Consider the following 15,213-nt stretch of genomic DNA (forward strand, 5'->3'; position numbering starts at 1 on the left):
TGTTATTTACTTCTTGCCGAATAACCGGGAAAAAACTAATTTTCCTTCCATATTTCATTATCAGTCACTTACGAAGAAGTGTTATTCATTTATGTACTTTTCAGCGTTATTTGAACACAACAAAGATAGATAAATATCCGATGTTATCACAGAATTTGTAGAATAAATAGAGTTAACCGATTACAATAAGATTACAGCCCTTTTGGATATTTGAAATCTTACCAGTCGTGGAAAGTTGGGAGGGCTGTGGTTTAAAGCACTTTCCTGATAAAATTTCACCCCATACCCCTATTGTTGAGACGCACGGTAGATAAACCGATAATAAAGCAACAAAAAAGCCAGCTAACATTACGCTAGCTGGCAACTGACATCAATAACTAAAGATTCCCGTTTATCCTATTCTATTTAACTGTTCCATAAAATTATGTTTCTGTGCTTCTCTCATAATACTGTCTACCACCTCTCTATTCACATCTTTTAACCTTTCAAGGAGTTCTGTATATTGAATCCCTAAATTATTCTTATTTGCAATCCAATCAATGAAGAAACCTTTTGCCAGAAAACGATAGGTAAATCCAGCATCTAATCCAGCTTTAATAATCTTCTCTGCTCTTTCAACCATTTTTTCAGGCTCATTACCTACATACTTCGTAAGAGTGCCTTCTCCATATTTACACGTATCTGCCAGTACCGATTCTTTTATGTCAGCAGAATAAATCAGATACTTACTAAGCGTTGTCAGCTTAAATCCACCATTCGGTAACATATCATCTACTTCACCTTTCTTCGTTCTTTGGTGTTGTATATTCATATACTTAACGATAAAACCTAAGATAGCATTATCAGGATACGCTGCACAAGCCTGTTTAGCAAAATCTCCTTTATTCCACTTTACTGACGTATTGTTCATTTCTGATATCATAATCCGTATATCCTCATCTTTAACCAATGGATACATAGCCTTTATCTGTGCAGGAGCTTTAGGCGTAAATTCTTCTGGCTTATCTTCCTTTCTGCTTCCGTTCTTTTGCCATTTCTTCATTGCATTTTCATAATTCTTCTTAGCCTTTGCATCTTTTTCTCGAAGCTCCATTATAGCCCTATACCTGTGCTGACCTTCAATAATAACCAAATAATCATTAGCTTTAGAAGAATCTATTGGAAAACCAGATACAGGGTCTTTCAAAGTTAACCCCTCCTTTACCACATCTTCACCATCAACCACAACAAGCGGAAAATACTGTGTATGTTCTCCAATAGACTTCATTTTGTCATTCAAGTTAGCCTTGTTAATGTCCCGATTGATACCACCAGCAATAAAAGCTACTTTCTTACCTTCGTTCAATTCTCTTGATTCCAGAGTAAAAATTTCATTTGTTCTCATACTTCTTTTGCAGTTTTTAGACTGGTGCGCTCCAGCTTTATTTGTTATACTGCAAAGATGATGCTTTATTAAGAGTACTAACAGGGATAAAAAAACACAGCTTTCCTATTCCCCTACTTCACAAACTATAGAATGAAGTATTTAGAGAATAAGAAAGCAGGAATAATTAATAAAATAAGTCTCAATCAATAATAGAATGCGTTCATACTCCTTATATCTTTATCCTTATATTGTTTCAACAAGGATTTCAAGTAGTCATAATCAACCAACACACTTTCGTTATTCACGATGCCAGTGAAATATAGCAGATGAGAAATCAGCGTCTTTTCCTTGTCAGACATATTAGCTCCCTTCTTTCTCTTTTCTTTTACTTGTTCTTGATAATTCAAGGCAGTGATAATCATTTGTGAGAAATAATAAGCGAATACGGAGAATGATTCAGTATGTGGATTGCTCAAGTCAACGCTGGCAGTATTCATTTGGTCTGAATTTACTGTTTCCAATCCGTCTGCACAAAACTTGGCTATACTAGCAATAGCCGTTTTATTATCTATCACGATATTCTTCCTACCTATTTTCAACGTAATACAAATTGGGCTTTTAAAGACTGCACCAAACGGAGTATCTCTTTTATAATCCTCACTGATAGCATTAACAAATTTTTCTATCTGTTCTTTAGGGGATTCTTTTATTTCTATACCCTCCATACATTTACCCCAACTGCAATCATAACAGAAAAGCAATAGATACCAGAACTTTTCAGCGTCTAAGCCCAATACAGCAAGCAATTCTTGTAGTTCTTTATTCTTTATGTATGAATCAAACGAGAATCTACCTTTCAAAATTCCTCTGTTGTATCTTCCTTTAAAAGTGTCTGGCGTTTGTGACGGCAACATATATGCCTGTCCTGTTTCTTCGTCATAATCAAAATCAGGGAAATATTCTTGCGTCACTGGGTATATATACTCTAGCAACTCGCTATACTGAATTGAGAACTTATCTACTGGCTTCATAGTGTTTTTGTTTGCAATGATAATAAAAAAACAGCAAATGAATTTCTTCAAATGCTGTTCTTTTATTTAGAACTAATCTTTTAAACTTATGGTAGCAGGTTCTACCGTATTTGCGACAATTGTTAATCCTTGTTCAACTTCCGCATTTTCTCCTTTGATACAGAGTGGGGGAATTGTATTTAAAGGAATAAAAAATATGGAACACCAAAACCAAGTCCAAGCATTTCCCTTTTTACTTACTCCATTTTTTTCAATATCTGGAGCAGTTAAAGCAATAGTAGTTCCATTAGAAAATTTAAGTTCTCTCATTCTAATAATTAGTTTACCACTTTTACCCCAACATTTTCTTTTCGATGCTTTTACAATCTCCGCCGTTGCTAATGTTCCCACAGGAATAGCCAGTTTATCATTAATATAAATTTCTTGTGCAACTTTAAAATTAACAATATTCCCCCTTTTAGCTTTTTTTGAATTAATAGAATAATCCAATACAAGTGGAATTGCAGTATTTGCAGGAATCAATAAATCAGCCTCTTCTTGAATACAATAATTAGCTGCATTAATATCAATAGACTTACCAACCATCCATATCAATATTGTAAAAAACAGTATAATATTCTTTCTCATAATTTCTTTTTTATGTCATAAAACTATTTACTTATATCCCACACAAAAGGATAAACGACTGAATCAATAGGAATGTTAATAGATAACTCATCACCTTTTTCATATTGAATATTGACATATCCTGTTATTGTTTCACCCGGATTAACAGTTGTTATTTTCAAATATCCTTCATCTTTCATTTGGCGTTCTTGTAACATTTGATTATTATACTCTGCAATTCTACCACTAGCTATTAATTCAGCTTGATAAGCAGCAGCACCATTATAACCAACAGTTGTTGATGAAGTACTCAAACTTCCAGCGTATCCACTAACTCCTACAGCAGCACCAACAGTGGCACCATTTGTACCTACTGCCGCACCAACGGCACCAGAAACAGTAGCACCAGAATAGCTAGAATTTGTTTGAGTAGAAGAAGCTGAATAACCTGCTTTAGAAGCTGCCATAGATTCATTAAGGGCATTAAAAAAACTCCCCCAATTTTGGCGACGACTCACCTTTGCCATATATTCATCAGAATTTAAAACATTCAAATTCTTTACTTTGTCTTTTTTCTTTTTATAAGCAGTTATTAATGCAGGATTAAACGTTATGGGTTGAACTGAATTATTAGTCAATACAACATAGAGAGTAAAATACTTTCCATAATCTTTGTTAATTGAAGCATTAACCATAAGGCACAAACCATTTTTCATATAATAATCCCAAGTATCCCCTTTCTGGTGATAAACTTGCTTTTCATTTATTGATGGCATTTCTAAATATAAAGTACCATCAGACATCTTATATTTTGCTACAAATCCATCCTGTGTAGAATAAGTATAATATGGCTTTGCAGGTTCACCATTCTTATATTCAGCTTGTGAGCAAGCATCTCCTTTTTCTGTAAATTGATAGAATATACCATTATATTTACCGTTTACACAATCCCCCTTAGTATGGATTAAACCATTCTCAAAATAACTTATTGCAATTCCATTTTGAGTTCCATTAACCAATTCAAATTCTTCTTTCTTATTTCCATTCTCATAATAATTTATACATTTTCCCTTTCCATCTACAACATCCCAGTCTGTTTGCAATTTTCCATTTTTATAATATGACTTCCAAGCACCAAACTCTGATTTACTATCATCGTATTTATCAATGGAAATGAAATCACCCTCTGAATTTAATTCTCCAGTATTGAAATATGTTCGGAATTTATTACGATAATTACCATCTTGAGCATAAGATACGTATCGAATAAAACTTGCAAACTGTTTCGTTTCTACCCCTTTCCAATTATTGTCATAATAGAGAGTATCTACTTTTTGTGCAAAAATGTTGAGGTTACAAACCAACATAGTGAATAATACTAATTTGTATTTTTTCATATTGAGTATATATCCTGCTTCTATGTTCCTTATAGAAAGCAATTAATAATAATGGATTAGTGTGAGGAACACAGTGAAAACTGCACACTAAATAAGTACTGCTACTTTAAAGACTAGACTATCTGTTTCTTATGTATGTATTGTAGTCGATGTTCCCTATCGACTGTTATACAATGAAAAAAGCGTGGGAACTATTGAATATTACCGTTATGAGGCTCTGGACTGCCCATCTCCAAGTAATAAACAATAGCCCACGCCAAACGATATATAGACTATCCATATAAGATAGGTATATAACATTGACGTGAGCGTTCTTGCCTACTATCCTTGGAGATTGAAATTGTCCAGATTTCATAACAGGATAATATCTTAAACGCTCTTCGTTAACTAATATGTCCTTCCAGTTCTAACTCATTAGACATCTGGAATTGCTGCAAAGGTAATAAAAAAGCCTGTAATCAATCAAGACTACAGGCTAATATTATTTACTCTTATAATGATAATCTATTCCAAATAAAGCTCCAACGAAAGTAAGCACCTCACCAAATGCTACCAGAATAGAACTATGTATGATACCTACAGGTACTACACAGAATCCTGCTATCAGTAATCCTATACCTACGACAACCAGTATGCAGGCTATTATTAATTGTATTTGTTGCTGATTCATAAACTCAAATAGACCTGAATGTTCCTGCAAATGTACCATCACTACTGATTTTAAACTCTGCTGCATTATCAATCCACCAACTACACATACCCTTAGTTGAGAAATTATATTTTCTCGCTACTAATTTTAATCGTCTTGGATAATGTCCGATTGAAATGTAGCGTACATCTTGCCCGTTATACATAAACGCATAATTATTTGTACATTCAATCCTTATTAAACCGGGATTTCCCTTAAATATCATTTCAACTTCAAGCCCTATAAATGTATCACTGCAAGGTAATATTATTGTTCTAGGGTCATTATCCTTATTTTTCGTAAAGAAGAAATTCAACCCATCCTTTAAATCAACCTCAAATGCATTTGCAAAATCATAATCATCAATATCTATAGTTTTAAACTCCTTCCTCGTACCATACTTTAATGTCAAACTACCTTCTGTATCCCAGCTAATATTTCCATTTGCCAACTTACCAGAACCATCATCTTTCAATTCCCATTTTCCAGATAAGTTTCTTATTGCACCAGACAGATAAGCATTATTAGAATAAAGTCCATCACCAGACAGTTTCCCAAAATCTGTATCAGTAATTCCATCTAGATTACCTATTCTACTGGATACTATGGAATCTGATTCAGATGTACAACCTGTACGTATATCAATACAGCCATCATACGGATTCAGCAGGATAGAACTTTGTCTGGCTGCATCACTCGTATTGGCTATCCTTACTAAAGCATCACCAGTTTCTATATTGCCTAATGCTTCTATGACATTGCAGGTAATAGTTGTACCATCTACAGTAGTTACCTTTAAGACTATCTTCTTTGAAGATGAATCAAAAGTCTGGCTAAGTAGAATATCATCCACCCTAAAGACAGAATCACTGACTGTAAGAACCATTACATTATTTTCATTGGAAGTTATACCTGTTACCTGTGCTGAATCGGTAACATATAAAATTCCATTAGTTCCCCTTACTTCATTACTCGTAATAGTAAAGACATCCAAACCTCCTTTTACTTTCAGATTGTCAAACTCTCCATTCTTGCCAGCGACAGAGTTAAATTTCACATCAGAATCAGTACTTAAATACTGATTTATTGTATCTACATATTCATTCTTATCTTGTTTGTTTTCATTCAAGTATTTACCCATATTGGCAGACAATGCCTTATCTTTACTGGAAGTTTCCAAATCATCAATTACTACAACTTTAGTACCAGCTTCACCTGATACTGTAGACTGTAAAACTGTACTTGAATAACTTCCACCTACATTCTTTAAATACTTGTTCCTGAAATTATGTGGTATATAGTTAGATTTTATTTCCATATTATCGTATTTCGTTCAATTCAACATCACATTTATTATTAATCAAATCGTATGTGATGGAATTGATTACAAAGTTCTTATTCAAGGTATTCTCTTTCAGGACTGAATTAAGCGATATACCCCTATTCTTTATTGAATTACTGTATCTGAATCGTGGCTTACTATAGTAATTCACATATTTATTAATACAGTGCTCTTCTGCTTTCAGTTTATCCAGTGAAGCTGTATCAGTCAACGTATCAACAAAGTAATACTCCTCTCCTATCTTAGTAAGAACATAGCTATAACTGCCTGCGTGTTCATTATAAGTATTGATTCTAAATTCAATATCATCAAAATCATTGACTATATTTTCATCAATTACATTCTCAAACTTCAAGTCTTCATCATACGTTTCATCATTAAAAATATCCTTCACATAATCAGATGTAGTATATTTCAATTTAACATCATTAATGTGAAATGAATTACACCTGACAGGTTCTTTATCGGTACGTCTCATAGGAGTAGTTCCAAGTTGATTAGGAGCGTAAAGTTCAAATGTCAACTCCCCTAATGTCATTTTATCAGATGGTAATGAAACGGCAACACCATCTTCACTTTCTGCCAGATTCATACGCCACGAAACTGTATTAGTCAATGAATAATCTGTATCAAACACCTTATCCCCTACTTTATTCTTATGCACCAGATAAAAACAGTCTTGCAATTTACATTCATCATAGAACCATTTCTCGACAAATACACGCTCATTACTGCTATTCATATATGAATACACGTAATTTCTATCTGCATATCCACCGCTATACTTTTCACGTCCAGAAATAGAATCATATTCCCCTTTAGTAACAAATCGCCAGTAACCGTATTCATCCAGATACTTATACCAAGTTGCACCTGCCCAAGTATTTGGACCGTTACATATCTTATAATAATTCCTTGCAACTTTATTATGATACTCCTGATAATTAACCCATCCATCACCATCATAGTACATCTTATCACCAATTGCAAGTTTACATTTAAACATCGTATCCGTGAATCCCGTGGAATATTTACCATCATAGTATTGTTCATCAGATGTTACAATACATTCTGCTGCATTCCAATCACCAGACAGCCTATAATTTATATCAATAATGAAAGTTCCACCTTTGACTGCTATAGGTAGCTTATTTTTCAATGACAATTGGACTCCGTCTGTTGTTTTCCATCCCATCAGACCGTAATCACTTATCGTAAAATATGTCTTCCAATTTAAAGAGGAAGGTTCATTTGCAGTCTCATAGTATGCTGCCTTTTGCCAGTAGCTGCCATTTGATGCAGCATTATCTGGAGTTACTTCTTCTATCGGTTCTATTGGTTTGTTAATTTCAAAAAGATATGGCTTATTCCAATCCCAATTATTCTTCGATTTAAAGAAAGCATTCAATAATGTATAATTCTTACCACTAATATCCCTTGTCGATTCATAATACTTATTTGCGTCTGCATTCTGATTTATAATATCATCCTCATCATTCCATTCAGGAATTATAGTATTATTAGAATTTGAATTAGCAACTACCACCACCTTATTATATAGCTCACCAATAGCTATACTGGCATTACTTTCATAAATATTCTGATTAACATTAATAACGGTGTTATCAAGTGCTACCACCGTATTACTATCATCTGACAGGGTATATTTAGTATATAAATTGATATTCTTAATAATATCATAGTCCACGAAGTAAATAGAATCACCATAATAATAGCAAGTCATACCCAGATACCTTGCAATATATTCCAGTACGTCTTTACAGTTCTCTGCTTCATTCGCTTCATCGAAGAAATTTCTATCTAATATGAATAAGTTATTTAGTAAATCAGTAGTATCATTTATCTTCTTTGCGTTGTGTACATAGACATTCTTTATCAGTCCATTGGAATCAATCTGGCTTATGATATGTTTGATTACCTGATAGAAAGACACTATAGACTGCTTTTCATTTAGATAGGTGTAGTTATAATTATTAAGGGATGAAAGAATATCGTTGAACTGCAATGACAACAAATTATATTCTTCATTATAATCTGTACTGTAAAGACAAGGAACAGAATACCCACACCACAACAAAGAACCATTCTTTGAGATGGTACAATATATCTGGTTTCCTAATGCTGTGTACAGATTAGCCAGTACCTTTGTCGTTAAGACATTAATCTGGCAATCCGAACATTTGATTGGTTTGAACACATCATCATCTGATTCATAGTTAATTGAAACTGCATCAGCAGAACAGAGTAATTCAGAAGCTATCAAAGTACCTCCTGAATCCCTGTATATTTCAATATTGATAGTATTCTCATCTATATCCTTAAAAGATGAGTTATATATTAATTGATAGCCCATTTTACCTTAGTCTATTTGTTCTATTACTGTGTTGTTTTAAAACTCCAACCAGTGCTTTATCTGAAATCTTAAATTCAACTTCTCCAGACATAGCACCTCCTTTTACAGGTGAACCACCGTCTAACAGGTTGAACAAATTGGACTGCTGACTTTTATTCAGAATCATTTCACCACTATTCACCCTAGCCAATATCTTATCACCAAAGAAGGAACTGCCATCAACCACACCACCATTGGCAAATTGTGGCATAGTGGCAAAAGCTGCTATTACAGAAGCTACAGCAGCACCAGCCAACAACCAACCTACTACTGGTGTTTGCGTGGCACTGGCTACGGCATTTCCTATAGACTCCGCTTTCTTTGCAGCAATAAGAGCTTCTATAGCAGGAATAGCAGTACCTATAGCTGTCATTAAATTAGCACTCCAAGTTAACCAAGCAGAAGCACCTTCATTTGTCATTTGGGATATAGAACCCATAACAGTAGCAATAGCACCTAATGAAGTTGCATAATCATTATTTACTTTTACATCTTCTTCTGTTACAAATGGAGAAGTTAGTTTACCAATATCCCTTGAATTAAAGCCTTTAACAGATGGAATACCAGCAGGTTTTAATTCTCCCTGCTCCCTACTGTTATATTTAGCAGTAATATTCAGAACTATTTTTTTCTGTTCCAGTTCCTGTATCAGTTTTAGTGCAGATACTCTGGCATCGTTTGTAATGGCAGCAGCATACTTCTTTCTGGCTTCCGTTATCAGCTTATCCAATTCAGCAACAGAACCAGCAGGAATTACTTCTTCTGTTTTTACCTTATTATTTCCTCCAGCAGGTTTAAGACTATTCTGTAATTCCAATGTACGTTTATCAAAATCATACATACGCTTTTTCAAATCATAAGCATATTCATAGTTTTTAATCATTTCACCTCTATTGGCATCATTATCCTGATTCAAGAAATTCTGCTTTTCAAGTTCTGAATTTTGTTGTTTGAACAGTTCCATTTGTTGCTTAATAGAAGACAGTTTTTCCCTCATCTGTTTTTTGGTTTCACCTGTCCATTCATTAGTATCACCTCTGGTAGAATTAATCCTGCCTTGTATTTGGTTTATTTCCTTTTCGTATGCCTTTAACTGGTCTTGATACTCCGTTAATGCCCTTTTCTCATTTCTAGATGAAAAATCATTATTATTGATTGATATATATTTATGTATATCATTAATATTAAAGTCTTTTCGTCCTGTTCTAATATTCAATGATTGAATAAGTTCTTCTTCTGCACCTCCCAAGACATCAGTAACATCTATTTTAAAATCGTCTTTCAACTTTTGCAAGTCTTTAAATGCCTTCTCCCGTTCCTGCTTGCTTTTAGTGGTATCCCTGATTATAGATTCATATTTCGTAAACTCCGTTTCAAAGACTTTAGTATTGAATCCCATTGATAACTTAGCATCAGTCAACGAATCACGCAAAGCAGAAAGTTCTTTCAAATTCCTTATTGTAGAAAGAACACCGTTATTAAATGCTTCAAAACTGCCAGCAGACATAGACTGAAAGAATAAATCTACAGTTCCTTTACAGGAATTTAATGTATTGTCCCATTCATCATTAGTAGCCTGTGAGCTTCTTATTATCTTCATAAAAGCGTCACTGGCAGTAGTCGCAATTCCAATACCAGCAGCAAACTTTCCTATAGTACCTACTATATTGCCTGTTATCTGTTGAAACTCCTGTACTTGCCTGCTGCTCTTAACTATGTTATTATTAAAACCAGATGAATCAAGTAATAGTCTGGTTACTAAATCAGCCATATATATTTAGTTTTGTGTGTTTATAAATTGATTAGCTTTAGCCTGTAGTCTGGCTATATCGTCTTTACTGATAGAAGTATCTTTCTCTTTGGCTTCATCCCAATCAAACTTCATAATATCAGTAGGTGATAACTGCTTGGTACTGTTAGTTTGGGCTATGATATAACTTATCATTCTAGCCTGTTCCCAGCTTGTTTTATTCTTATATTGCAGATTCTCCAAGACTGCCTTCACCTCATACATTTGCATACTGTCCAGAAAATAATCAGGTGCTATACCTGCTTCCAGAACTATCAAAGCATACAATTCGCTAATCGTTACTTTTTTTTTGAATCTACAGTATCACTTATGAATGCAGACTGCTTTTCCATCTCCTTAGAAAGAAAATCCTGTAGCTGGATAACTAAGGCTGGTTCATCATCGCATTCATTAATAAAGTCCTCGAATGTCATTTGCAAATCTGGATTATTGGCTACTAACAGACTATAATAAAACAGGTAGTAATCCGTTAGATTCTCCAATCTGAATATCTTGCCTGTTATCTGTTCAAATACGAACATAGCCCTGATAGTATATCGTATATTATATGCAGTACCTTTAATTTGAATTTCCATAGTATATAAATAAAAAAGGGGAAACTGTAACAGCTTCCCCAGTGAATATATTACGCTACTTTAGGTGATAAAGCACCTGTTCCTTCCAAAGTAACAGAATAAGTAGCATTATCATTATCTGGAGCATTAGCGGTAATACTAGTGATAACCACCTTACCAGTGTAGCCACCGCCTATTTTCCAGCCATCGGCAGGCAGACCTGTATCGCTGTCTGCATTGGTGCATACGGCAAAAGCTACAGTTAATTCCTCTCTGCTTATCCAGCTATTTACTAAAGCATTAAAATCTTCCACGCTATATAAATTGTCAGTTGTAAGTGACCAGCTTAATTTGCTTACCGCTTTACTAGTCCACTTGCCACCGTCTTTTGATGAAGTTTCCAAAGTGTTTCCCGTTAAGGAAAGCTGGCAACTGGTTGAAAATGCCAATGCTTTATAAGCAGTGCCAGCACCAGTGGTATCTTTAAAAATCATCAGGTCATTCCCTCTAAGTATTTTGTTTGCCATTTGTGTTTATGTCGAATGTTATATTTTGAATGAATGTATCTTCTATGTATTCTTCATCTGCGCTAATCATCCTTATATCATTTATTTCTATTCCTGCAAAGTTCCCCCTTCTACCTTCTAAAGCATCCCTTACATAGTCTGCCAGTTCAACGGTATCCGTGTAATCTTTAGAAGCAATAACCACATCAACCGTAACGGATTCATTTACAGAATAACTGCCTTTGGTGTAGTTAGGACTAATATTAGTCCTTTTATAAACGATAAAAGGAAAAGTGGTGGATTCTTCAACTATCAACGGATATATCTTAGAACCTACCTTTTCTTTTATCCTGCTATCTTTACTTAATAAGTGATAGATAGCTTTTCCTATTTGTAAGCTCATCTTCTTTTGGAAATCCTTGTTATTGATTCTTCAACCATTTGATTTATATTATCAAAGATGGCACGTTCCTTATTATCTTTGGCAGTCCTGAAAAAGTGAGAAGCGTTCATTCTACCTCTGTTAGCTCCGTTTTTTCTAAGTCGTCTGGTAGTTGTTCCAAGTTCAAAGAACTTTAACCTAAAGTCCCCCATTATATGAACCTTCGCTTCTGTAGCTTTCTTATCAACCTTTAGTTTTATTCCACTGCCTAAAGTTTTACCGTCCCATCTATTCTTATGATTTATTGTCTTACCTACTACGCTTCTTAGTTGTGTTTTCGTTTCCTTTTGCAAAATTCGTCCAGCTTTCCGTAGTGCATTCTTATACACATTCTTTTGCTGTCTGCTATTAAGTTCACTAAACATTCTTAGTACCTGTGAAGCGTCTACAGTTACACCGTTATTCATTAATAAGCTCTCCTATGATTTCTGTGGATTGTTTTGTCCTGTCTGAATTGATAGCCAATATCCTATACTTCTTATCTTGATAGATAATTCTCATTTGCTCGTTTACCTTATGATAGTACCTGATTGTGAAAGTAAGTGTATAAGAAGTAAATATTTCATTATTCTGATTAACCCTGTTACCAGAATTAAACTTAATGTTGGCTCTTGTTTGCAGATAGTCTACCCATTCCATAGAAGTAGCCCCAAACTCATTTTTAACTGGTACTGATTCCTGTAGTAATATTGTCTCTGTCAGTAACCCTGCCCTCATAGTATATAGTATTAATAGCCGTACTGTAATCCAGTTTCACCGCTTATTTTTACTGCACTACATAATTCAGGATTCCAGCCAGGATAAAGAACCGTAGTTATAAACTTCTCTTGTCCAGCAGGTCTAATTTCTACAGTTACTTCATTATCATTGGTATTTTTAATGAGAAAATAAAATTCTGGTGTGAATACATCCTCTGTTATATCATCCATTCTACTAACCTGTGTAGACGTTGCCCTACCGTCTCTATTATGTATATAGTCAATCATACTTCTTTGTAGTTTTTATAAAGTGAAACTAGATAGTCAAATGTATATGGCACTTTATTAACGGATGAATAAGATACTGGCTCACGATTGGCATATAGATTACCAATCAGCAGCAGAATAGCGTGAATAACAGCAGGTGGGGTAAATTCCCCATCCACTGCTAATTCATCCAGTTTCAGATTCAAATTACGTGCTACTGCATCCTCTGCAACATCAATTAGTCCAAGTATATATAAATCATCATCCTTGAAAGAATCATCCAAAAGAAGGTGCTTCTTAGCTTCTTCCAGTTTGACGTACATATTATTTTAAAATAGCTTTTTGGAAAGAACCTGTTCTTCTTGGTTTTGCATCGAAATATGCATTGATAACCAATCTTACTTTACCGTTAGCTGCTTGTGTGTACGGGTCTACTGTTAAGTCAATCCCACCCCATTGTCCAATAACAAAATCTTCAAAGTGTCCCATTACAACACCCTTACTGGTAACATTGGATGTACAATATACTGGATAACCGTTCACTTCATTTTCTTCCATCAGACAACCAGCACAACCAACACAGGTATGTACACCACCGTCAGTTACATTGTAAAGAGCATCTTTAGCAGTAGTTTTCAAAATACCTTTTGCAGATGGCGATACAATGAAACATTTGTTTCCTGCTACATTAGCCTCTTCCAGTGCAGTTTCCATATCAACCAATCTCTTATAAGTAATATCCTTTGTTTCAGGAGTAACGCCATTAAAGATACCGGCAGGCATAGTAGCAGAACCAGCAGCACTACCCAAGATTGTAGCTTCCAGTTTGTCTGATATAGCATTTACGATGTCACGTTTAAGCATCTCTTCTGCACTGGCAGAATCCTGAATCAGGAATTGTTTGGAAACGTCTACATAAGCGGTTAGTCTCTTTGGTTCTAAGTTTACTTCACTGAAATCACCTGCACCGTCTGTAGCAGCAGATACTTCACCAGCCCAGCTAACATTACTTCCAGAATAAGCAGGAATAGAAACATTACCTACCAGTCCAGACAGATAACTTGCGCCAGCCTTAACCATTACTAAATTAGCTCTCAATGGTTCTAACAGAGCCAGTTTATCTTCTGCTACGGTTTCCTGTCCTGCACCCTCTACAGTCGCTTGCACATCGGTTCTTTCTTCAATCGGTAATACGATTTGTCCAGAATAGTTCTGTCCTGATTTTCTAAATTCTGCAATACCAGCAGATACAACTTCCTGCGCTCTTTCGTCCAGTTGTCTGCTATTGGCTACGTCATTAATAGCCTTTAAAAGTGAAAATTTCTCTTTTTTCATAGATGTATTATTTGTGTTTGTTAGTTTTGTCTCGCTTGCAATCTTTCTTATTTCATTATCTATGTCTTTCAGTTCATCAGCAATAGAATTAAATTCAGCGTGTTCACCTTCATTTAACCGTCTGGTTTCCTTTTCTGCTTTGGAAACTATTTCCTCTGCCCGTTGCTTTAACTGTTCTTTTTTGTCTAACAGTTCTAAAGTGTTCATTATTGTAGTTTGTGTCTTAGCTCCCTATAATAGTCAGTCAAATCTTCCTTATCAAATGATTCCAACTTTCTAAGTGCTACACTCGTATCAGGATACGCTTCTTTATAGACAGGTGACACATCAAACAGTTCTTTGAACTTATTGATAGTCCTGATATAAGAACCATTTTCCTTCTTTGTCCAAGTATCGGAATCAATGGTAAAAGCAAAAGATGAAGTAGTAATATCACCTCTCTTTAAACCTTCCAGCAATTCATCTCCCAGATTTGTGCAGGGTGCTTCAAAGCTATATTTAAGCCCTGTAGAATCAACTTCCAGTTTCAGGCTGCCTGCACCATATTTAGAACGTGCCAGAATACCTCTGTCTTCATTATGATTCAAAAGGCACAAAATATCTGACTGTTGTAGCACTCCTTCCAGTGCCGTAGGTTCTATAACTTCTGTAAACCCGCCTAAATCTCTAGATTCAGAATTGAATACTATTGCATAACCCTCAACAATTCTGGAATCTTCGTTTCTTTTTTCAATTTTACAATTTCGTGTTTCTTTCAT

At 34.8% G+C, this 15,213-nt stretch carries 18 protein-coding genes; all 18 read right to left on the bottom strand.

The genetic code is table 11. The annotated features are described in order from the left end of the window. Positions 1-391: 391 nt before the first annotated feature. Complete coding sequence (locus HMPREF9010_RS16880) at positions 392-1,384, bottom strand: hypothetical protein (protein WP_008648035.1); 993 nt, start codon at positions 1,382-1,384, stop codon at positions 392-394. Between the two features lie 185 nt (positions 1,385-1,569). After that, the gene (locus HMPREF9010_RS16875) at positions 1,570-2,397 is read right to left on the bottom strand and encodes a hypothetical protein (protein WP_008648036.1); all 828 of its coding nucleotides are present in this window, start codon (positions 2,395-2,397) and stop codon (positions 1,570-1,572) included. A 72-nt stretch (positions 2,398-2,469) separates the two neighbouring features. After that, positions 2,470-3,024: a hypothetical protein gene (locus HMPREF9010_RS16870; RefSeq protein WP_008648038.1), complete on the bottom strand. Its 555-nt coding sequence runs from the start codon at positions 3,022-3,024 to the stop codon at positions 2,470-2,472. A gap of 23 nt (positions 3,025-3,047) precedes the next feature. Then, complete coding sequence (locus HMPREF9010_RS0124270; protein ID WP_128832544.1) at positions 3,048-4,400, bottom strand: hypothetical protein; 1,353 nt, start codon at positions 4,398-4,400, stop codon at positions 3,048-3,050. Between the two features lie 481 nt (positions 4,401-4,881). Beyond that, positions 4,882-5,070 carry a hypothetical protein gene (locus HMPREF9010_RS16865; RefSeq protein WP_008648040.1) on the bottom strand — a complete coding sequence of 63 codons (189 nt, stop codon included), beginning with the start codon at positions 5,068-5,070 and terminating at the stop codon, positions 4,882-4,884. Positions 5,071-5,074: 4 nt separating this feature from the next. Continuing rightward, complete coding sequence (locus HMPREF9010_RS16860) at positions 5,075-6,406, bottom strand: hypothetical protein (protein ID WP_008648041.1); 1,332 nt, start codon at positions 6,404-6,406, stop codon at positions 5,075-5,077. Position 6,407: 1 nt separating this feature from the next. Then, positions 6,408-8,804, bottom strand: coding sequence for a hypothetical protein (locus HMPREF9010_RS16855; RefSeq protein ID WP_008648042.1), 2,397 nt, complete (start codon positions 8,802-8,804; stop codon positions 6,408-6,410). Position 8,805: 1 nt separating this feature from the next. Beyond that, the gene (locus HMPREF9010_RS16850) at positions 8,806-10,614 is read right to left on the bottom strand and encodes a hypothetical protein (protein WP_008648043.1); all 1,809 of its coding nucleotides are present in this window, start codon (positions 10,612-10,614) and stop codon (positions 8,806-8,808) included. A 6-nt stretch (positions 10,615-10,620) separates the two neighbouring features. Then, positions 10,621-10,911, bottom strand: a complete 291-nt coding sequence (locus HMPREF9010_RS16845; RefSeq protein WP_317166876.1) for a hypothetical protein — start codon at positions 10,909-10,911, stop codon at positions 10,621-10,623. A 20-nt stretch (positions 10,912-10,931) separates the two neighbouring features. Next, positions 10,932-11,228, bottom strand: a complete 297-nt coding sequence (locus tag HMPREF9010_RS16840; RefSeq protein ID WP_032852504.1) for a hypothetical protein — start codon at positions 11,226-11,228, stop codon at positions 10,932-10,934. 50 nt (positions 11,229-11,278) lie between these two features. Next, the gene (locus HMPREF9010_RS16835; RefSeq protein ID WP_008648048.1) at positions 11,279-11,734 is read right to left on the bottom strand and encodes a phage tail tube protein; all 456 of its coding nucleotides are present in this window, start codon (positions 11,732-11,734) and stop codon (positions 11,279-11,281) included. Next, positions 11,715-12,116, bottom strand: a complete 402-nt coding sequence (locus tag HMPREF9010_RS16830) for a DUF3168 domain-containing protein (protein WP_008648049.1) — start codon at positions 12,114-12,116, stop codon at positions 11,715-11,717. Before HMPREF9010_RS16830 ends, HMPREF9010_RS16835 begins: the two co-directional genes overlap by 20 nt. After that, the gene (locus HMPREF9010_RS0124275) at positions 12,113-12,562 is read right to left on the bottom strand and encodes a hypothetical protein (protein WP_032852505.1); all 450 of its coding nucleotides are present in this window, start codon (positions 12,560-12,562) and stop codon (positions 12,113-12,115) included. Before HMPREF9010_RS0124275 ends, HMPREF9010_RS16830 begins: the two co-directional genes overlap by 4 nt. Further along, a complete protein-coding gene (locus HMPREF9010_RS16825) occupies positions 12,555-12,872 on the bottom strand; it encodes a phage head closure protein (protein ID WP_008648050.1) in 318 nt (105 codons plus the stop codon). The genes HMPREF9010_RS0124275 and HMPREF9010_RS16825 overlap by 8 nt, the downstream gene beginning before the upstream one ends. 11 nt (positions 12,873-12,883) lie before the next feature. Further along, positions 12,884-13,141, bottom strand: coding sequence for a hypothetical protein (locus HMPREF9010_RS16820; protein WP_008648051.1), 258 nt, complete (start codon positions 13,139-13,141; stop codon positions 12,884-12,886). Then, the gene (locus tag HMPREF9010_RS16815) at positions 13,138-13,443 is read right to left on the bottom strand and encodes a head-tail connector protein (RefSeq protein ID WP_008648052.1); all 306 of its coding nucleotides are present in this window, start codon (positions 13,441-13,443) and stop codon (positions 13,138-13,140) included. The genes HMPREF9010_RS16820 and HMPREF9010_RS16815 overlap by 4 nt, the downstream gene beginning before the upstream one ends. 1 nt (position 13,444) lies before the next feature. After that, entirely contained in the window at positions 13,445-14,662 is a 1,218-nt protein-coding gene (locus HMPREF9010_RS16810) for a phage major capsid protein (protein WP_008648053.1), read from the bottom strand. Further along, complete coding sequence (locus HMPREF9010_RS16805; protein ID WP_008648054.1) at positions 14,662-15,213, bottom strand: HK97 family phage prohead protease; 552 nt, start codon at positions 15,211-15,213, stop codon at positions 14,662-14,664. The genes HMPREF9010_RS16810 and HMPREF9010_RS16805 overlap by 1 nt, the downstream gene beginning before the upstream one ends.

The sequence above is a fragment of the Bacteroides sp. 3_1_23 genome, assembly GCF_000162555.1.
GTDB classification, from domain to species: Bacteria; Bacteroidota; Bacteroidia; order Bacteroidales; family Bacteroidaceae; genus Bacteroides; species Bacteroides ovatus.